Origin of the sequence: Actinacidiphila bryophytorum (assembly GCF_016916835.1) — a bacterium.
GTDB classification, from domain to species: Bacteria; Actinomycetota; Actinomycetes; order Streptomycetales; family Streptomycetaceae; genus Actinacidiphila; species Actinacidiphila bryophytorum.
In genome coordinates this window covers 45,180-63,714 of record NZ_JAFFIX010000003.1, presented here as the reverse complement: position 1 = coordinate 63,714, position 18,535 = coordinate 45,180, and the positions used below count along the sequence as shown (strand labels likewise).

General features: G+C 72.4%; 14 protein-coding genes. 2 read left to right on the top strand and 12 right to left on the bottom strand.

Features of this window, described 5'->3' with window-relative positions:
• Positions 1–81: 81 nt before the first annotated feature.
• The gene (locus JT723_RS05495) at positions 82–1,215 is read right to left on the bottom strand and encodes a type III polyketide synthase (protein ID WP_265934412.1); all 1,134 of its coding nucleotides are present in this window, start codon (positions 1,213–1,215) and stop codon (positions 82–84) included.
• 326 nt (positions 1,216–1,541) lie between these two features.
• Between JT723_RS05495 and ispH the strand changes: the two genes are divergently transcribed.
• The gene (gene ispH / locus JT723_RS05490; RefSeq protein WP_205043336.1) at positions 1,542–3,554 is read left to right on the top strand and encodes a 4-hydroxy-3-methylbut-2-enyl diphosphate reductase; all 2,013 of its coding nucleotides are present in this window, start codon (positions 1,542–1,544) and stop codon (positions 3,552–3,554) included.
• 75 nt (positions 3,555–3,629) lie between these two features.
• Positions 3,630–4,787, top strand: coding sequence for a flavodoxin-dependent (E)-4-hydroxy-3-methylbut-2-enyl-diphosphate synthase (ispG, locus tag JT723_RS05485; protein ID WP_205043335.1), 1,158 nt, complete (start codon positions 3,630–3,632; stop codon positions 4,785–4,787).
• 73 nt (positions 4,788–4,860) lie between these two features.
• Here ispG and JT723_RS05480 read toward each other — a convergent pair whose 3' ends face one another.
• The 11 genes from JT723_RS05480 to JT723_RS05430 form a co-directional block, all read right to left on the bottom strand.
• Positions 4,861–6,249, bottom strand: a complete 1,389-nt coding sequence (locus JT723_RS05480) for an alkaline phosphatase family protein (RefSeq protein ID WP_205043334.1) — start codon at positions 6,247–6,249, stop codon at positions 4,861–4,863.
• The gene (gene eboE / locus JT723_RS05475) at positions 6,246–7,415 is read right to left on the bottom strand and encodes a metabolite traffic protein EboE (RefSeq protein ID WP_205043333.1); all 1,170 of its coding nucleotides are present in this window, start codon (positions 7,413–7,415) and stop codon (positions 6,246–6,248) included. Before eboE ends, JT723_RS05480 begins: the two co-directional genes overlap by 4 nt.
• Positions 7,415–8,266 carry a TatD family hydrolase gene (locus JT723_RS05470; RefSeq protein ID WP_205043332.1) on the bottom strand — a complete coding sequence of 284 codons (852 nt, stop codon included), beginning with the start codon at positions 8,264–8,266 and terminating at the stop codon, positions 7,415–7,417. The genes eboE and JT723_RS05470 overlap by 1 nt, the downstream gene beginning before the upstream one ends.
• Positions 8,267–8,303: 37 nt before the next feature.
• Positions 8,304–8,954 (bottom strand): EboA domain-containing protein, encoded by a 651-nt coding sequence (locus JT723_RS05465; protein ID WP_205043331.1) that lies wholly within the window; start codon positions 8,952–8,954, stop codon positions 8,304–8,306.
• The gene (locus JT723_RS05460; protein ID WP_205043330.1) at positions 8,951–9,829 is read right to left on the bottom strand and encodes a sugar phosphate isomerase/epimerase family protein; all 879 of its coding nucleotides are present in this window, start codon (positions 9,827–9,829) and stop codon (positions 8,951–8,953) included. The genes JT723_RS05465 and JT723_RS05460 overlap by 4 nt, the downstream gene beginning before the upstream one ends.
• A complete protein-coding gene (locus JT723_RS05455; protein WP_205043329.1) occupies positions 9,826–10,701 on the bottom strand; it encodes an SCO3242 family prenyltransferase in 876 nt (291 codons plus the stop codon). The genes JT723_RS05460 and JT723_RS05455 overlap by 4 nt, the downstream gene beginning before the upstream one ends.
• Positions 10,698–11,879, bottom strand: coding sequence for an inositol-3-phosphate synthase (locus JT723_RS05450; RefSeq protein WP_205043328.1), 1,182 nt, complete (start codon positions 11,877–11,879; stop codon positions 10,698–10,700). The genes JT723_RS05455 and JT723_RS05450 overlap by 4 nt, the downstream gene beginning before the upstream one ends.
• A gap of 124 nt (positions 11,880–12,003) precedes the next feature.
• Positions 12,004–13,188, bottom strand: coding sequence for a ScyD/ScyE family protein (locus JT723_RS05445; RefSeq protein WP_205043327.1), 1,185 nt, complete (start codon positions 13,186–13,188; stop codon positions 12,004–12,006).
• Positions 13,189–13,438: 250 nt separating this feature from the next.
• Positions 13,439–14,974 (bottom strand): MFS transporter, encoded by a 1,536-nt coding sequence (locus JT723_RS05440; protein WP_205043326.1) that lies wholly within the window; start codon positions 14,972–14,974, stop codon positions 13,439–13,441.
• Positions 14,975–15,123: 149 nt separating this feature from the next.
• On the bottom strand, positions 15,124–16,902 hold the full coding sequence (locus tag JT723_RS05435; RefSeq protein ID WP_205043325.1) for an FAD-dependent monooxygenase: 1,779 nt from the start codon (positions 16,900–16,902) through the stop codon (positions 15,124–15,126).
• Between the two features lie 189 nt (positions 16,903–17,091).
• Positions 17,092–18,249 carry an AfsR/SARP family transcriptional regulator gene (locus tag JT723_RS05430; protein WP_205043324.1) on the bottom strand — a complete coding sequence of 386 codons (1,158 nt, stop codon included), beginning with the start codon at positions 18,247–18,249 and terminating at the stop codon, positions 17,092–17,094.
• Between the last annotated feature and the right edge of the window lie 286 nt (positions 18,250–18,535).

Here is an 18,535-nt window from a genome sequence, read left to right as displayed (position 1 = left end):
CGAGCGCGCGTGACGACGCCTCGGAACCCGGTGTGCGCGGACGCGGCGGGCGCGAACGCGGTGCGCGGGGCAGTGCGCGCGTCACACCAGGGGGGTCGCGGAAGCGGCGATCGGTGTCGCCTGCCGGCTGCGCGGTACGTCGGTGACCCAGCTGCCCACCGCCATCTCGGCGGTGATGCCCGGGCCGAAGCCGGCGATGATCCCGCTGCCGCCGGGCAGCATCTCGTCCTCCTCGAACAGCCTGCGCAGCGCTTCGAGTACGACGGCGCTGGCGATGTTCCCGTACTCGCTGAGGGTGGACCAGCTGTGCCGGAACATGCCGCGGTCGACGTTGAGGTACTTGCACAGGTCGTCGAGGATGCGCGGGCCGCCGGCGTGGATGATGTAGAAGTCCAGGTTGGCGACGTTCCAGCCGTGGTCGGCCGCGAGCTGGCGCAGGATGGGCGCGAGCGGCTCCATGGTGCCGGGCACCCGGCGGTCCAGCTGGAAGTGGAAGCCGGTGGAGCGGACCGCGTAGGAGATCCAGTCCTCGGTGTTGGGGATCAGGTAGGAGGCGTTGCGCTCCAGGCGCACCCCGGTGCCGCCGTTGCCGCGGACGACCGCGGCGGCGACCGCGTCGCCGAACAGGCCGTCGGACAGCAGCGAGCCGACGTTGTCGTCGACCGGCTGGTAGCACAGCGAGCACAGTTCGCAGGAGACGATCAGGACGTTGGAGTCCGGGTGCGCCTCGCAGAAGTCGAAGGCGCGGTTGATCGCGGCGCCGCCCGCGGCGCAGCCCAGCTGCGCGATGGGGATCTGCCGGGTGTCGTAGCGGAAGCCCATCGTGTTGATGAGCCACGCGGTCAGCGACGGCATCATGAAGCCGGTGCAGGACACGTAGATGATGGCGTCGATGTCCTGTGCCGTCAGGCCGGCGTTGGCCAGTGCGTTCTCGATGACCTCAGGGCACCTCTTCTTGGACTCCAGCTCGTAGATCCGGTTCCGCTCCTCGAAGCCCGGGTGGAGAAGGGTCTTCTCGATGGGCTGGACGATATGCCGCTTCCTGACCCCGGTCTTCTGGATCAGTCGAAGCGCCAACGGAAGCTGTGGCTTTCCCTTGTGCACCTTCTTGGCGAATTCAAGGGTGTCTTCCATGGTGATGACGTATTCCGGCACGCTCACCGCTGGCTTGCACAGAGTTGCCATACCTGGCATCCGCCTTCTGTGGGTTGAGATTTCCCCGAAACATCCCGACGCAGTACGCCATATCGTTGCCCATTTAACTTGCGATCGGCTTGGTGGCGACTTGGGAGGGCGCGCAGAATGCCCGGGTGATCAGGTCAGCGCAGGTCACAGCCGTTCCGATAGGCATCACAGGCCTCCCGGCACACGGCTTCCCGAACGTCGGTCCCGCAGGACGCCAAGCCACCGCCAACTCGATGAACAGTCGCAGAAGCCGGGCTGCACGGCTGCTTTGCGGGCACCTCATTGTGACGGCGTGACAATAATCTGCCCCACCGGGATCCTTGTGTTCGCCCCCGCGGTTCCGCACCCTTTTCCATATGGCTACCACACTGGACAACAGGCGGCAATCGGGCGGCAAGAAGGTCATTCTGGCAGAGCCGCGCGGCTTCTGCGCCGGTGTGCGCAGGGCCATTGAGATCGTGGAGCGCGCGCTCGAGCTGCACGGGGCCCCCGTCTACGTACGCAAGCAGATCGTGCACAACGAGCACGTGGTGCGCGAACTGGAGGGGCGCGGCGCGGTCTTCGTCGACTCCGAGACCGAGGTTCCGGACGGCGCGGTGTGCATCTTCTCCGCGCACGGCGTCTCCCCCCAGGTGCGCGGCAACGCGGCCGAACGCAACCTGACCGTCATCGACGCGACGTGCCCGCTGGTGGCGAAGGTCCACCAGGAGGCGCGCAGGTACGCCCGCGACGGGCGCACCCTGATCCTGGTCGGGCACGCCGACCACGAGGAGATCGAGGGCACCTTCGGCGAGGCGCCCGACCGCACGGTCATCGTGCAGGACGCGGACGAGGCCAGGCAGCTGGACCTGCCCGCGGACGCCGACGTCAGTTACCTCACCCAGACCACGCTCTCCCTCGACGACACCGAGGAGATCGTCGGGATCCTGCACGAGCGCTTCCCCCGCCTGACCGGTCCCGGCACCGACGACGTCTGCTACGCCAGCCAGAACCGGCAGAACTCGGTGAAGTCGATCGCCGCCCGCAGCGACCTGGTGCTGGTGGTCGGCTCGGCCAACTCCAGCAACACCGTGCGGATGGTGGAGGTCGCCGAGGACGCCGGCACCCGGGCGTATCTGCTGCCCGACGCCGGGCACCTGGACCCCGACTGGCTGGCCGGGGTCGGCACCGTGGGCCTGAGCGCCGGCGCCAGCGCGCCGGAACTCCTGGTGGAGCAGGTCGTGCAGCGGCTCGCCGAACTGGGCTACGCCGACGTCGAGACCGAGGTCACCGCGGTCGAGACGGTGGTCTTCCGGCCGCCGCTGGGCCTGGAGCCGCCCGCGGCGCGGGCCGTCGACGCGACCGCGGAACTGCTGGAGCAGGTCAGCGCCAGGATCGAGGAGCTGCTGTCCGCCGAGATCGCCCACTGGGGCGCGGTCGACGCGCGCGCCGCGGTGCCGGTCGAGGCGGTCAGGGAACTGGTCGCGGCGGGCGGCAAGCGGCTGCGCCCGACCTTCTGCATCTCCGGCTACCTGGCCGCGGGCGGCACCCTGGAGGACGCCGAGGGCGTGGACGCGGTCGTCGCGGCGGCCGCGGGCCTGGAACTGCTGCACGCGCACGCCCTCATCCACGACGACGTGCTGGACAACTCCCCCACCCGGCGCGGCGAGCCGACCGTGCACGCCAGGCACGCGGCCGTCCACGAGGAGTCCGGCTGGGCCGGCGAGGCCCGCCGCTTCGGCGAAGGCGTGGCGATCCTGGCCGGCGACCTGGCCTTCGGCTACGCCCACCGGCTGGCCGGCGGGCTGCCCGCGCACGCCCGGGCGATCTGGATGCACCTGGGCACCGAGATGCTGGTCGGCCAGCACCTGGACATCGCGCTGGCCGCCGAGGCCGTGCCGGACGCCGACCTGGCGCGCTGGATCGCGGTGGGCAAGTCCGGCCGGTACACCATCCAGCGCCCGCTGTCGCTCGGCGCGGCCCTGGCCGGGCGCGACGACCTGCAGAAGGCCTTCGAGGCGTACGGGCTCGCGGCCGGCGAGGCCTTCCAGCTGCGCGACGACCTGCTGGACGCGTTCGGCGACTCGGCGGCGACCGGCAAGCCCGCCGGGCTCGACGTCAGCGAGCACAAGATGAACCTGCTGCTGGCGCTGGCGGCCACCGAGGACGCCGAGGTGGCACGGCTGCTGGAGCAGGGCGCGGAAGGCGACTTCGACCCGGCGGCGCTGCGTGCGGCGCTGCTGGCCTCCGGGGTGCGCGAGGAGATCGAGAAGCGGATCGACGAGCTGGTGACGACCGCCCGTACGGCACTGGACGCGGCGCCGCTGGCGGACGGCTGGCGGGAGCGGCTCGGCGAGATGGCCACGCAGGTGGCCTACCGGGACCGCTGACGGCGCACAGGAAAGAGGGGGCGGGGCACCCGATGTGGCCGGCCCGGCACGACCGAACGGAGAGGATGATCACAGATGGTGGATCTCGGCATACCCCAGATACCCCCGACCCTCGCCCCGCGCCGGGTGAGCCGGCAGCTGAAGCTGGGCCACGACGACCGCGCCGTGCTGGTGGGCGGCGGGGCGCCGGTGAGCGTGCAGTCGATGACCACGACGGTGACCGCGGACGTGAACGCCACGCTCCAGCAGATCGCCGAACTGACCGCGTCCGGCTGCCAGATCGTACGGGTGGCGGTGCCGTCCGCCGATGACGCGGAGGCGCTGCCGCAGATCGCCCGCAAGTCGCAGATCCCGGTGATCGCCGACATCCACTTCCAGCCCCGGTACGTCTTCGCGGCGATCGACGCGGGATGCGCGGCGGTCCGGGTGAACCCGGGCAACATCAAGGAGTTCGACGACAAGGTCGCCGAGATCGCGAAGGCCGCGGCCGACGCGCAGGTGCCGATCAGGATCGGCGTCAACGCCGGTTCGCTGGACAAGCGGCTGCTGGCCAAGCACGGCAGCGCCACGCCCGACGCGCTGGTGGAGTCGGCGCTGTGGGAGTGCTCGCTGTTCGAGGAGCACGGCTTCCGCGACATCAAGATCTCCGTCAAGCACCACGACCCGGTGGTGATGGTCTCGGCCTACCGCAAGCTCGCGGCGGCCTGCGACTACCCGCTGCACCTGGGGGTGACCGAGGCCGGGCCGTTCTTCCAGGGCACGGTGAAGTCCTCGGTGGCCTTCGGGGTGCTGCTGGCCGAGGGCATCGGCGACACCATCCGGGTGTCGCTGTCGGCGCCGCCCGCCGAGGAGGCCAAGGTCGGCATCGCGATCCTGGAGTCGCTGAACCTGCGCCAGCGCCGGCTGGAGATCGTCTCCTGCCCCTCCTGCGGCCGGGCGCAGGTCGACGTCTACAAGCTGGCCGAGGAGGTCACCGCGGGTCTTGACGGGCTCGAAGTGCCGCTGCGGGTCGCGGTGATGGGCTGCGTCGTCAACGGCCCCGGCGAGGCGCGCGACGCGGACCTCGGTGTGGCCTCTGGCAACGGCAAGGGGCAGATCTTCGTCAAGGGCAAGGTCGTCGCGACGGTGCCCGAGTCGAAGATCGTGGAGACGCTGATCGACGAGGCCATGCGGCTGGCCGAGGAGGCGGGCGACGAGGGCGCGACGGGAAAGCCGGTGGTCGTCACACCCTGACCGGTGCGGCCGGGGTGTGACGCCGGAGCCTCGCGGTGGCCGCGGCCGCCGCGAGGCGAGGTGCAGCCCGCGGCTACCGCGAGGCGAGGTCGAGCAGCAGCTGCTTGACCTCGGTGGCCCGGTACCGCTCGCGGGCGCCGTACGGCTGCGAGCACAGCAGGACGGGGCCGTCCTGCGGGTCGGCGGGCAGCCGTCCGTGGCTGCCGCGGACGGCGGCGGCGCCGGCGTCCAGGCCGATGGCGCTCATCAGGTAGCGCATGCCGAGCTTCTTGCGGGCCAGCGCCACACCCGCCCTGCGCTTGGCCGCGGCAGGGGCGGCCGGGTCGAAGAACAGCTCGGCGGGGTCGTAGCCGGGTTTGCGGTGGATCTCCACCAGCCGGGCGAAGTCCGGGGCGCGGGCGTCGTCCAGCCAGTAGTAGTACGTGAACCACGCGTCGTCCTCGGCGACCAGGACCAGTTCGCCGGCCCGCTCGTGGTCCAGGCCGTACGCCGCCTTCTCCTGCTCGCCGAGCACCTCGGCGACGCCGGGCAGCTCCGCGCACAGCTTGCGGACCAGCGGCAGGTCGGCGGGGTCGTCGACGTAGACGTGCGCGACCTGGTGGTCGGCGACGGCGAAGGCCCGTGAGGTCCACGGGTCCAGGTACTCCATGCCGTCCTGGGTGTGGACCCGCAGCAGGCCCTCGCGGCGCAGCAGCCGGTTGACGTCGACCGGGCGGGTGGCCCGCGTGATGCCGTACTCGGACAGGGCGACGACGGTCGCGCCGCGCTCGCGTGCGTGGTCGAGCAGCGGGGCGAGCACCGCGTCCAGTTCGGCGGCGGCGGCCGCGGCCTGCGGACCCGAGGGGCCGAAGCGCTGCAGGTCGTAGTCCAGGTGCGGGACGTAGACCAGCGTCAGGTCGGGGTCGTGCCTGGCCATGACCTGCTGCGCGGCGCCGGCGATCCACGCGGACGAGGGCAGTCCCGCGGTGGGTCCCCAGTAGGTGAACAGCGGGAAGGGGCCGAGGGCCGCGGTCAGTTCGTCGTGCAGCTCGGGCGGGTCGGTGTAACAGTCGGGTTCCTTGCGGCCGTCGGCGTAGTAGATGGGGCGCGGGGTGACCGTCCAGTCGGTGTCGGCGCCCATCGCGTACCACCAGCAGATGTTGGCGACGGTGTAGCCGGGGTGCTCGCGGCGGGCCGCGTCCCACAGCTTGTCGCCGCCCATGAGCTTGTTGTGCTGCCGCCACAGCAGGACTTCGCCGAGGTCGCGGAAGTACCAGCCGTTGCCGACGATGCCGTGCTCGCTCGGCGGTGCGCCGGTGAGCAGGGTGGCCTGCACCGAGCAGGTGACGGCGGGCAGCACCGGGGTGAGCCCGGACTGCCAGCCGGTGTCGGCGATCGAGGCGAGCCGCGGCATGTGCCGCAGCAGCCGCGGGGTCAGCCCGACGACGTCGAGGACGACGAGCGGGGTCGGTGGTCGGTTCACCGGGTCATCTCCCTCACGGGTTGGTCGCGCAGGCCCAGGGCGTGCAGTTCGCCCCGGGTGAAGGCGAGTTCGGCGGCGATGCCCTCGGCGAGCCGGTCGGGTCCCTCGGGGCGCTGCCCCGGCGGGAGCACGTTCCAGGTGTACGTCTCCACCTCCAGGTGGTCGCACACGGCCTGCTCGCCGCCGACGAGTTCGGCCAGCGCGCTGCGCAGCACGCCGGTGGTGGAGCGCAGCGGCGGCTGCGGGGCGGCGTGCACCGGCACGTGGTAGTGGACCCGCAGCGGCCCTGGCAGGTCGGCGTCGAGGGCCTCGGCGAGGTCGTCGGCGGCCGGGCCTGCCGCCGAGCGGGTCTGGTGCAGGAAGCGGGGCTCGGCGTAGCGGCGCAGCGCCGCGGCGGTGGCCGGGTCCTGCGGGTCCTCGGCCTGGAGTGCCGCGGACACCTGCACCTTGACCACCGGAAGGCCCACCGCGGCCAGCCGGGCGAGCGCGGCCGCGGGCTCCTCCCAGGCGCAGGCCAGGTGCGCCAGGTCCAGGCACACCCCCAGGTAGCGGGTGTCGGCGCCGGCCAGTTCCGCGGCGAGCTGCCCGGTGGTCTCCATGACGCAGCCGGGCTCGGCCTCGAAGCCGACCCGCACCAGGCGCCCGGTGCGGTCGTGCACCGCGGCGAGCCGGTCGGCGAGTTCGGCCAGCCGCCTGCGGCCCGCGTCCCGGTGCTCGGCGGTCCAGGGGGTGCGCCAGGCCAGCGGCAGGGTGGAGACCGAGCCGCGGGCGGCGTCGTCGGGGAGCAGCCCGGCGAGCACCAGGGCCAGGTCCGCGGTGTAGTCCATGCGCGCGTCGGTCAGCCAGTCCGGCTGGTAGACGGCGTGCTTGACGACGGGGGCGTGGAAGGAGCGGTAGGGGAAGCCGTTGAGGGTGACCACTTCCAGGCCGCGCGCCTCCAGGTCGTGCCGCAGCTGCTCGACCTGCCCGGGGTCGGCGGCGAGCTGGGCGGCGACGGGCGCGGCCAGCCACAGCCCGACGCCGAGCAGGTCGCCGCCGAGCATGCGGCGGGCGGTGACCGCGTAGGTGTCCAGCTGGCCGACGATCTCCGCGAGCTGCTCGCCGGCGTGGACGTTGGTGCAGTAGCCGAGGTGGACGGTCTGCCCGTCGCGGTGCCGCAGCCGCATCAGTTGCCCCCGCGGGCGATGGAGTTGCCGGCGAAGGCCGCGGGCTGCCCGTCGGTCGCGGACAGGTCGAGCCGCCCGGACTGGGCGTAGAACTCGACGGGGTTGCGCCACAGCACCCGGTCGACGTCGTCGTCGCCGAAGCCGGCCGCCAGCATGGCCTGCCCGGTGGCCAGGGTCAGCAGCGGGTCGCTGCGGCCCCAGTCGGCGGCGGAGTTGACCAGCATCCGCTCGGGGCCGTACTCGCGCAGCACCGCGGCCATCCGGTCGGGTGACATCTTGGTGCCGGGGTAGATGGAGAAGCCCATCCAGCAGCCGCTGCCGGCGACCGAGCCGACGGTCACCTCGTTGAGGTGGTCCACGACGACCATGCCGGCGTCGATGCCGGACTCCTTGACGACGTCCAGGGTGCGCAGGGTGCCGCGGTGCTTGTCGCGGTGCGGGGTGTGGACCAGGGCGGGCAGCTCGTGCTCGACGGCGAGGGCGAGTTGCGCCGCGAAGACCTCGTCCTCCTCGGGCGTCATGGAGTCGTAGCCGAGTTCGCCGACCGCGACGACGCCGTCCTTGGCCAGGTAGCGGGGCAGCAGGCCGAGCACCTCGCGGCAGCGCGGGTCGTTGGCCTCCTTGGGGTTCAGGCCGATGGTGCAGTGGTGGCGGATGCCGAACTGGGCCGCGCGGAAGGGCTCCCAGCCGATCAGCGAGTCGAAGTAGTCGGTGAAGGCGCCCGCGTTGGTACGCGGCTGGCCGAGCCAGAAGGCCGGCTCGACCAGCGCCCGCACCCCGGCGGCCGCCATGCGCTCGTAGTCGTCGGTGGTGCGTGAGGTCATGTGGATGTGCGGGTCGAAGATGCGCATCAGCCTGCCTTCCCCTCGCGTTGTTCCTTGACTGTGGTCATCCCTCGGGCGGCAGGTCGCCGATGAGCGCCAGCAGGATGTCGGCGTCGGCGGGCATGGTGCGGCCCGCGGCCCGCCGCTCGTCGGCCAGGTCGCCGAGCATCCGGCCCAGTTCGCCGTCGGCACGGCGGTCGAGCCCGTCCACCGCGGTCAGCGGGATGTCCATGAAGACGCACTTGAGCACGGCCTGCCGCCACATGGCCGCGTCCAGGTGGCGGGCGTAGGGGCCGACGGCTGCGGCGACCAGCCGGGTGTCGTTGGTACGGATCGCGTCGTGCAGGATCTCCACGCCGCCGGCGCCGATGTCCAGCAGCGGCAGCGCGCGCAGCACCGCCCGCTTCTCGTCGGCGCTGCCGTACCGGTACACGGCCTCGACCTGCTCGGCCAGTGCGGCCCCGCTCAGCGGCAGGGCGGTCAGCAGCAGGACGCGGGCCGCGTCGTCCACGGTCCAGCCGGCCGGGTCGGTGCCGCCGGTCTCGGACCGCGGGGCGGTCCCGGACAGCGGGCCGCGGCCGCAGCGGCGGCCCGCCGCGGGGAAGAGGGCGGCGAGCGCGTCGGGGTCGCGCGCCACCCGGTCCACCGCGCCGGCCAGCCAGTCCGGGTCGGCCACCCGGCCGTCGAGCAGGTCGGCGAGCTGTCCTGCGGTCATCGTGCGGCCTCCTTGGCTTCGCGGTGTGCGCCCGCGGCCCGGGCGGTGGCCAGTGCGTCGGTGAGGAAGGCCAGCGACGACGCGGCGACGCCCGGTGCGGCATGGGAGTGCCGGGGCAGCTCCACGGCGGTGAGCCCGCCGTAGCCGGTGGCGGCCAGCGCGCCGAGCGCGGCGGGGAAGTCGACCTCGCCGGTGCCGAACTCCAGGTGCTCGTGGACGTCCCTGCGCATGTCGTCGATCTGCACGTTGACCAGGTGCGGGCCCGCCTTGGCCACGCACTCGGCCACCGGCCAGGGCTCGATGCAGCGGCAGTGCCCGATGTCGAGGGTCAGGCCGAAGCAGTCGGGGGCGCCGAGCCGGCCCTGCAGGGTGAACCAGTCGTCGATGGTCTGCACGAGCATGCCGGGTTCCGGTTCGAAGCCCAGCAGCACACCGGCGGCGTCCGCGGCCGCGGTGATCTCGGCGCAGCCGCGTACCAGCCGGTCCCAGGCCGCCGCCTCGGGCACGTCGGAGGGGCGGATCCCGGCCCAGAAGGAGACGGCCTCGGCGCCGAGGTCGGCCCCGATGCGCACCGCCCGCCGCAGGAAGTCAAGACGCAGCGCGGGCTCGTCGTCCAGCAGGGTCGGGGCGTGCTTGTGCCGGGGGTCGAGCAGGTAGCGGGCGCCGGTCTCGACGACCACGGCGAGCCCGAGCCGGTCGAGCCGGGCCGCGAGGGCGTCGATCCGGCGCGGCAGGTCGGGGCCGTAGGGGTCGAGGTGCTGGTGGTCCAGGGTCAGGGCGACACCCTCGTAGCCGAGGTCGGCGATGATGGTGAGGGCGTCCTCCAGGCGGTGGTTGGCGAAGCCGTTGGTGCCGTAGCCGAAGCGCACGCTCATGTCGGTGACATCCTCCTTGCCAGTGCCCGGCCCAGCGGGGCGCAGGCGGCGACGGCAGCGGCGGGCAGCACTCCCCCGGAGCGGGCGACCAGCGAGCCCTGGAGCGCGGGCAGTCCGGTGATCCCGGCGCCGACCGCGGCCCGCACACTGGCGGCGTCCGGGGTGGCCAGCGCCCTGGCCTGCGGCGCCCCGTAGCCGGCCGCGTACCAGCCGGCAAGTCCGCGGGCCAGCCAGGTCCGCTGCGGGAGTACGGGGGCGGCGGCCGGGATCTCGCAGGCGGCCAGTGCGACGCCCGCGGTGGCGGCCAGTGTGGCCGCGGGCAGCCGGCGGCCTGCGCCGCTGACCTCGCGGCGGGACAGCGCGGTGACGGTGTAGGTGTGGGCGGCCACCGTCAGCGCGGGCACGGCCGCACGCCACCAGCGGCCCGGGCGGGAGGTCGCGCCGAGCAGGACGTCGAGGCCGCGGCAGGCGGCCATGGCGGCCGGTCCCGCGTCCGTGCCCTTGAAGCGGACGTCGTACGCCCACACCGCCGCGGTCAGCGGTGCGGCCACCGCGAGCGCCCGCCGGCCGCCGGCGAGGCCCGCGAGCGCGAGCCCTGCCGCGCTCAGGCCGGCGGCGACGCCGAGGGCCGCGGCGGCGGGGACGCGGCCGGACGGTATCGGCCGCTCGGGGCGCTCCTTGGCGTCCAGTTCGCGGTCGGCCCAGTCGTTGGCGGCCATGCCCGCCCAGTACAGGCACACCGCGGACGCGGCGAGCCCCGCCGTCCTGGTGCCCAGCACACCGGCGGCTGCGGCGCCTGCGACGGCGTCGCCGGGTACGGACAGGGCTGCGGGCGCGCGGACCAGCTCCGCGAGGTCGCGCAGCCCGGTCACCGCCCGCCGCCGCCCTCGGCGGCCTGCCCGCTCGGCGCGCCGGCCGCGCTCAGCTCGCCGACGAAGGTGCGCAGCGTCTCCCACTGGGCGTGCAGCGCGTGGTCGACGTCGCCCATCGGGTCCTTGAAGAAGTACGCCAGCTGCTCCAGCGGCCCGCTGCGGCCCGCCTCGTGCGCGGCCAGCGTGATCCTGGCCAGGTCCAGGACGAGCGGGGCGGCGAGCGCGGAGTCGCAGCCCTGCCAGGTGAACTGCAGGCACATGCCGGTGCCGAGGAAGCCGGCGAAGGTGACCAGGTCCCAGGAGGTCTTGAAGTCGCCGATGTCGGCGACGTAGTCGATGCGGGTGTCGCCCTCCGGCGCGTAGCCGAGGGTCTCGTGCAGCACCCGCTGCTTGCTGACGGACTTGGCGGCGTTGGCGCCCGGGTCGACGAGGTTGGCGCCGTCGCCGCCGCCGAGCAGGTTGACGCCGGACCAGGTGCGTACCGCCAGGTTGCGCATGGCGAACATCGGGGCGAGCACCGACTTCAGCAGCGTCTCGCCGGTCTTGCCGTCGTGCCCGCCGTACGGCAGGGCCTGCTGATCGGCGAGTTCGGCCAGCGCGGGCAGCCGGGCGCCGGTGGAGGGGGTGAAGTCCACGTAGGGGCAGCCGGCGGTGAAGGCCGCGTAGGCGTAGAGCGAGCTGGGCGGCAGCACCTCGCCGGGCTCGGCGAGGGCGGCGGCCAGCGCGTCGAGACTGCCGTGCGCGGGGTGCTCGGGGGGCGCGGCCTCGGTGGAGGAGACGTTGACCACCACGACCCGGTCCAGTCCGTGGCGGGTGCGGAAGTCGGTGATGTCGCGGGCGATGAGCGCGGCGGTCTCGGCCTGGGTGGCGCCCTCGGGGGCGTGCCGCAGGTCGGCGTCGACCTCGTCCAGCTCGGACGCGACGGCCTGCACCAGGCGGGCCGGTACGACACCGGCGGCGGCCAGCTGCTCGGCCTTCTTGGCCAGCGGTCCCGTGGTCACGTCGTGGCCGCCGAACCGGAGGTCGCCGAAGCCGGGAAGTGCGGCGCTGTTCATGTCGGGGTGGGCGGTCGCGCAGCCCACGGGGTCTGTCAGTCCTGCGCGCAGCGCGAGGGCGCCGACCACGCTGGTGGTGGCGACGGATCCGCGGGCGCCGATGAGCCAGATGCCAGCACGCACGTTCTTGTCCTCCGATCACGGGTCACAGGCACAGCGAACGGATGGTGCGGTTCCCGTTGCGGGCCGCGGCCCGTGGCCTTGGGCCACGCGGCCGCGGCCCGCAACAGGAGGTGACCGGCCAGGGTCAGCCGATCTTGATGATCTCTCCGTCGTGTGCGGTGACGGTCGACGACGTGGTGCAGGCCGGCGCGTCGTCGCAGGCGGGCCACATCATCGTCTTGCTGGCGACGTAGATCGAGCCGTCGCGGCCGGCCAGGAAGCCGGTGGGCGCGAAGAGCTTGCCCGACGCCAGGACGGTGCGCTCGTTGGTGTGGTGGTTGATCTGGATGACGTCGCCGATCGGGTCACCGGTCGGCAGGAAGCCGGTGGTGTCGAACTCGGTGACGTAGAAGTCGCCGTTGGCGCCGAAGCCGCAGCCGCTGATGGCGCTGAAGCCCGACTGCCACACCGACAGGTCGCCGGTGCGCGGGTTGTACTTGAAGATCTTGGCCTCGGTGTTCGAGCTGGGCTTGCCGGTGATCTCACCGACGTAGACCGACTGGTCCGGGCCGACCGCGACGCAGGAGGGGACGGAGTCCACACCGGTCGAGGTCTTCGGGATCCACTTGAGGACCTTGACGTTGCCCCAGCGGTCCACGGAGTCCAGGGTGTTGGAGGCCGCGTTGACGGTGTAGAAGCCGCCACCGGGCTTGTTGGTCACCGCGTACGGGTTGGACTCGGGGTAGCTGCTGCCCATGTCCTTGTGGGCGACGGTCCACTCGTAGTCGACGGAGCCGACGTTGGCGACCGAGCGCACCGAGGTGCCGGAGACCTTGAGCAGGCCGCCGTACTGCTTGGTGAGCTGCGCGGTGAGGTCGGCCGGGATGGTGTCCGGGATCTGCTGCTCGGAACCGGTCTCCAGGACGTACAGGTGACCGTTGGAGTAGGTCAGGCCGTTGGCGCCGACCACCTCCTCCTGGTTGAAGTTCGACGCCAGGCCGTCGACGATCCGCACCGGGGTGCCCGAGGAGACGTCCGCGAGCGAACCGGTGAAGCCGAAGCACTTGGTCGGGAAGCCGGTGCCCACACAGGTCGGCGGGGTTTCGCCGGCCTCGGAGACGATGAGGTGTCCGCGCGGCCCCCAGACCAGGCTCCGCGGTGAGTTCAGGCCACTGGCCACGACGGTGACCGGTGCGTTGCTGGTCAGATGGCCGGGGTGGTGGGCCGAGTGGGCCTCCGCCCCTGCCGAGGGTCCTGCACCCACGCCGACGAGTGCTGTCGCCGCCGCCACGCCGGCGAACAGCAACCGACTCGTTTTGAGACGCCACATCTTGGCCTCATCTCCTCCGGGTTCGGGTGATCTGATTGCATGGATGGCATGGCGCACATGAGAAACCGCCCGTCACGGTGGTGACCGGCGAGTTGTCCCAACTGCTCCAGGCGCCTCAGCATTGATCAGCCGGCTTGGCCCGGACTGTTCGCCTGCTTGGCGCCGGCTTGGTGCCGGCGCGGAAAGCGGCGGCGGGCCGCCCGGCGCTGTGCCGGGCGGCCCGCCGCCGCCTCGATGGTGGAGCCAGGTGTCAGGAACGGGCCTTTTCCGCCGGGACGGCCGGCTTCTTGGCGCCGGGGCCGTGCGCGGGCGCCGGCAGCGGGCCGCCGCGCAGCATCGCCCCGCAGACGACGGCACCGGCGGCGAAGATGGCGGTGCACCACCAGAAGACGGTGGTGTACCCGTGGATGGTGGCCAGGTGGATCTGCACCGGGCTCGGCTTGCCGTGCGCGTGGCCGCTGAGGTAGTCGGTGGCGGCGCTGGCCGCGATCGTGTTGAGCAGCGCGGTGCCGATGGCGCCGCCGAGCTGCTGCCCGGTGCTGATCGCGGCGGAGGCGATGCCCGCGTCCTGCGGTGCGACCCCCGAGGTGCCGGTACGCAGCGCCGCCGCGTAGATCAGGCCCATGCCCAGGCCGATCACGACGGTCGGGCCGAGCAGGGCCGCCGCGTACGAGGAGTCGGGGCCGATACGGGTCAGCCAGGCCATGCCGCCGGCGTTGATCAGCATGCCGCCTGCGACCAGCGGCCGCGGGCCGAACGTGGGCATCACGATGATGTTGCCCACGTTGCTCGCCACCGCGGTGACCACGACCATCGGCAGCAGCGCCACACCCGAGGTGATCGCCGAGTAGCCCAGGTCGGTCTGCATGTAGTAGATGAGGAAGAGCAGGACGCCGAAGCTGCCCATGCCGACGATCAGCGCGGTCACGTAGGAGCCGCCGCGGTTGCGGTCCAGGACGACGCGGGGCGGCAGCAGCGGCTGCGGTGCGCGGAACATCCAGAAGGCGAAGGTGACCAGCAGGACGCCGCCGGCCGCCAGGACGGCCCAGGTGGAGGTCGCGTGCCAGCTGTGGGTGGCGGCGTTGGAGAAGCCGTAGACGACGCAGAACATGCCGCCGGAGACCACGACCACGCCGGGCACGTCCATCTTGGCGCCGGACCTGGGCTGCCGGGCCAGCAGCATCAGCCCGCCGGCCAGCGCTACGGCGGCGAAGACCAGGTTGACGTACATGCACCAGCGCCAGGACAGGCCGGAGGTCAGTGCGCCGCCGATCAGCAGGCCTATGCCGCCGCCGCTGGCGGCGACGGCGCTGAAGACGCCGAAGGCCTTGCCGCGCTCCTTGGGGTCGGTGAAGGTCGTGGCGAGCAGCGACAGGGCGGTCGGCGCCAGCAGCGCGGCGAAGGCGCCCTGGCAGGCGCGGGCGGCGACCAGCATGCCGAAGCTGGTGGAGGCGCCGCCGACGGCGGAGGCGATCGCGAAGCCGCTCAGGCCGATGAGGAAGGTCTCCTTGCGGCCGACGAGGTCGGCGAGCCGCCCGCAGAAGAGCAGCAGGCTGCCGAAGCAGAGCGCGTAGGCGGTGAGGATCCACTGCTTGTCGGCGTTGGAGAAGTCCAGCGCCTCCTGGGCGGACGGCAGCGCCAGGTTCATCACCGTCACGTCGAGGGTGATCATCAGGTAGGCGGTGCAGATGACGGTGAGGATCAGCCACCGCCTGGAATCCCCGGCCGCTGTCCCGGCCGCCCCCGGCCCAGGTCCGGCCGCGGGGGCTGCGCTCCGTGCTGACATGTTCATCTCCTAGTCGCAGTGAACGAGCATCAGGCTCCGCTCGTATTGACAGGCCCCGGGGACGTGATGTGACCGCAGCCGGGGACTACCCGAAGTCCGGCGCCCGGTGCCGTGATGTCGGCGTGCACCGGGCGCCGGGGCGGCGGGAGCTAGCGCTCTGCTGCTGCGGCGGCGGCCCGCTGGTCGAGGATGTGCGCGACCGCCTGGCTCAGGACGTCGGCGGGGGTGTCGCTGCCGCCCGTGGACCGCCAGGCCACGTGGTTGTCGGGGCGTACCAGGACCGCGCCGGCGTCGCCGAACTCCCGTACCTGCGCCCACCGCCCGTCGGCGTCGGCGTACTCGGCGCCCTCCCCGATGCGTGCCGTGGTGATCGGGACCGCGAACTTCTCCGCGACCTGCGCCGCAGCCTCGCACCAGGCCGCGCCCTGCGGGCCCGCGATCAGCGCGAAGCCCGTTCCCGCCAGGTCGTGCGTGGACAGCCGGTCGCCGTCGCGCTCGACCCAGGCGTGCGGCAGCCGGTGCCCGGGGCGGGTGGTGGGGCGGTAGTCGGTGCCCATCGGGGAGCGGGCGGGCGGCTCGCTACCGTCGGGAAGGACCGCTCCGTCCTCGTAGCCGAAGCCGATCTCCAGGTCGTGCGCCTGGCACTCGGCCCGGTGGGTGGCGAAGATCTCGGCGGCCCGCGCCCTGACGACCTCACCGACCGGTGAGGCGTCGAAGTAGGTGGTGAAGGCCGACGAGCGGGCGTGCGGCGGGATGTGCGCGCCCAGGCCCACCGCGGCCTCGGTCATCATCCGGTGGTGGAACCAGGTGGAAAGGCCCCACTCGACGTTGCGTTTGCCCAGCGGGCGCCGCTCGGCCTCGTAGGTGTCCAGCAGGCTGTCGTCGGCGCGGCCCGAGACGACCGCGGCGAGCTTCCACGCCAGGTTGTGCACGTCCTGGATGCCGCCGTTGAGGCCGAGCCCGGTGGTCGGCGGCTGCCGGTGCGCGGCGTCGCCGACGATCAGCACCCGGCCGTCGCGGTAGCGGTCGGCGAGCACGCCTTCCACGCTCCAGTGCGACACCTTGTGCAGCGTCAGGTCCAGGCCCGGCAGGCCCAGCACCTCGCGGATACGGGCGGAGATCGCCTCGTGGTCGTCGCGGTCGGCGTCCCCGGGGATGAAGTGCAGGCCCCACTCCTCGCAGGCCTTGCCCCAGCTCGGCCCCATCTCCAGCAGGGTGCTGGACAGGTCGGGGCGGTAGGGGTTGAGGAACCAGGTGATGATGGTGCCCTCGTGCCACCACTGCGAGAGGTCGGCGGAGAAGTACGCGGTGGTGACGTCGACCATCTTGGGCACGCCCTGCATCTCGACGCCCAGCTGCGGGCCGAGGGTGCGGCCGCCGTCGGCGGCGATGACGTAGCGGGCGGTGACGGTGGTGATCTCGCCGGTCGCGATGTCGCGGATCTCGGCGGCCACGTGGTCGCCGTCCTCGGTGAAGGCGGCCAGCTCGTGGCCGAACAGCACCCGCCCGGGGTTGCGCTGCTCGGCCTGGCTGCGCAGGATCGGCTCAAGGCGCAGCTGCGGCAGCTTGATCGGCAGCACGGGTCCCGCCGCCGCGTAGACCGGGGTGAGTGCGCCGCCGCCGAAGGCGTCCATCTCGTGGATCACCCGGGTGTCCAGCGGCCCGCCGCCGGTGAGCGTGGTCTGCCAGCGGACCCTGCCGAACTTCTCCAGCGGCGCCGACTTCTCGACGGCCGCGTCGTACAGGCCGTGCTGCCGGAAGATCTCCATCGTGCGCTGGTTGAGGTAGTGCGCCTTCGGCAGTTTCGACGTGTCCGTGTGCCGTTCCACCAGGAGGTGGTCGACTCCGTGGTCGGACAGGAAGCAGGACGCGGACAACCCGCACCCGCCGCCGCCGACGATCAGAACCGGAACCTCGATAGCCTCCATGTTCTGCCTTCCCTCATATGACGGCCCGGGCACGAGGCCCGGGCCGACGTATCACGGCCGATGCTGAGGGCACCCAGCATCGGCCGCGGGAATTGGCCGGCACTGGTCGGCCACTTGGGGCCGGCTTGGCGGCCGTACGCGTTTGCGGCGCACCGCCGCGAGCCGGCCGGCGGAGGGGTCGGGCCTTGGTCAGGCGGACTTCGCGATCACCCGGGGGTGGGGGCGCCAGTCGAGGGCGGGGGCGTGGTTGAGTATCTCGTTCTCCAGGTGCTGCAGTGCGGGTCTCGGGTCGATGCCCAGCTCCTCCGCGAGCCGTTTCTGGTTGGTGCGCAGCACCCCCAGGGCGTCGGCCTGCCGTCCCGCCCGGTACAGGGCCAGGCTCAGCAGTTCGCAGCCGTACTCGCGCAAGGGGTGCGCACGGGTGAAGGCCTCCAGTTCCGCGACGGCCATCTCGTGGGCGCCGACCGCGAGCAGCGCGGCGCACCGCCCCTCGACGACCGAGAGCCGCAGTTCCTCGAGCCGGGCCACGTCGGGCCGCACATACGTGGTGTCGGCGACCTCGGCGTAGGCCTGCCCGCGCCACAGCGCGAGACCCGCCTCGAATTCCCGCACCGCCTGCTGGGGTTCGCCCCAGTCCAGGGCCTGCCAGCCGGCGGTGGCGCGCTCGCTGAAGCGGTGCACGTCGACCTCGACCACCCGGCTGTCCAGCAGGTAGCCGCGGCCGTAGGTCCGCAGCACGGTCGCCGGGGTCCTGGGCGCGCGGTCCGGTTCGAGCACCCGTCGTAAATTGGCCACGTACGCCTGCAGGGAAGTGATGGCCGACGGTGGCGGATTCCCGGTCCACAGCTCCTCGACGATCATGTCGACGGCCACCGGCTGGCCCACCTTGCTGACCAGCAGGGCCAGCAGTGCACGCTGTTTGGGGGCTCCCGGGTCGACCAGCCGGCCGCCCACCACCGCCTCTATCGGGCCGAGTGCCCGGAAGACGGCCATCGGCTGCGGTGTGTCCTGGATCTGCGGTGACTGCCCGGGTGTCCAGCGGGCGGCGCCCGGCGGTCCCGCGGGTGCAGCCGCGACGACTTCCGGATGACTTCGCTCACCGATTGTGCCGACGACTCGGGGTGGTGCGGGTGGTGGCAATGGATCAGCATCGAGATCTTTAGCGAAATACTCTTTCAAAAACTCGTTGGTGCGCCGAAGTTCCCACACTTCGCGTTCCAGCTCGGCGATACGCCGCGCATCGGCGTTCCCGGCCGGCGGCCGTCCGCCTTCGGTCAGCGCGGAGCGGCCGCCGGCTAACTCGGCGCCGATGGCAGGGCTATCCACCTTGATTTCCTCGTTCGCCATCCCGAACTCCCAACATCTCACCGCCTGTTCCGGGCGCCCGACCGGACCGGGTTGCGGCCCTGGCGGGCTGCCGGGCGACTCGGCCAGGCAGTATCCGGTCACCGAACGCTCTGTGTAGCGTGCGCGAACGGCCTACATGAGACGACTTTTCAGAGCGCGTTCACAAACACGCCGGGGAACGCCAGAAATCACGCATTCCGACCGGGAATGCGTGATCTTGATACGATGTGTCGCCGGAAGCGGCAATCACGACTGGAGTACTGGTGCTCGCGCCAAATAATTTCAC

Bases quoted from the DNA above. Each gene is read 5' to 3' on its own strand.
- eboE (WP_205043333.1), bottom strand. From the start codon at position 7,415: ATGCGGCTGCGGCACCGCGACGGGCAGACCGTCCACCTCGGCTACTGC.
- ispH (WP_205043336.1), top strand. From the start codon at position 1,542: ATGGCTACCACACTGGACAACAGGCGGCAATCGGGCGGCAAGAAGGTC.
- JT723_RS05430 (WP_205043324.1), bottom strand. From the start codon at position 18,249: ATGGCGAACGAGGAAATCAAGGTGGATAGCCCTGCCATCGGCGCCGAG.
- JT723_RS05435 (WP_205043325.1), bottom strand. From the start codon at position 16,902: ATGGAGGCTATCGAGGTTCCGGTTCTGATCGTCGGCGGCGGCGGGTGC.
- JT723_RS05440 (WP_205043326.1), bottom strand. From the start codon at position 14,974: ATGTCAGCACGGAGCGCAGCCCCCGCGGCCGGACCTGGGCCGGGGGCG.
- JT723_RS05445 (WP_205043327.1), bottom strand. From the start codon at position 13,188: ATGTGGCGTCTCAAAACGAGTCGGTTGCTGTTCGCCGGCGTGGCGGCG.
- JT723_RS05465 (WP_205043331.1), bottom strand. From the start codon at position 8,954: ATGACCGCAGGACAGCTCGCCGACCTGCTCGACGGCCGGGTGGCCGAC.
- JT723_RS05470 (WP_205043332.1), bottom strand. From the start codon at position 8,266: ATGCGCATCTTCGACCCGCACATCCACATGACCTCACGCACCACCGAC.
- ispG (WP_205043335.1), top strand. From the start codon at position 3,630: ATGGTGGATCTCGGCATACCCCAGATACCCCCGACCCTCGCCCCGCGC.
- JT723_RS05460 (WP_205043330.1), bottom strand. From the start codon at position 9,829: ATGAGCGTGCGCTTCGGCTACGGCACCAACGGCTTCGCCAACCACCGC.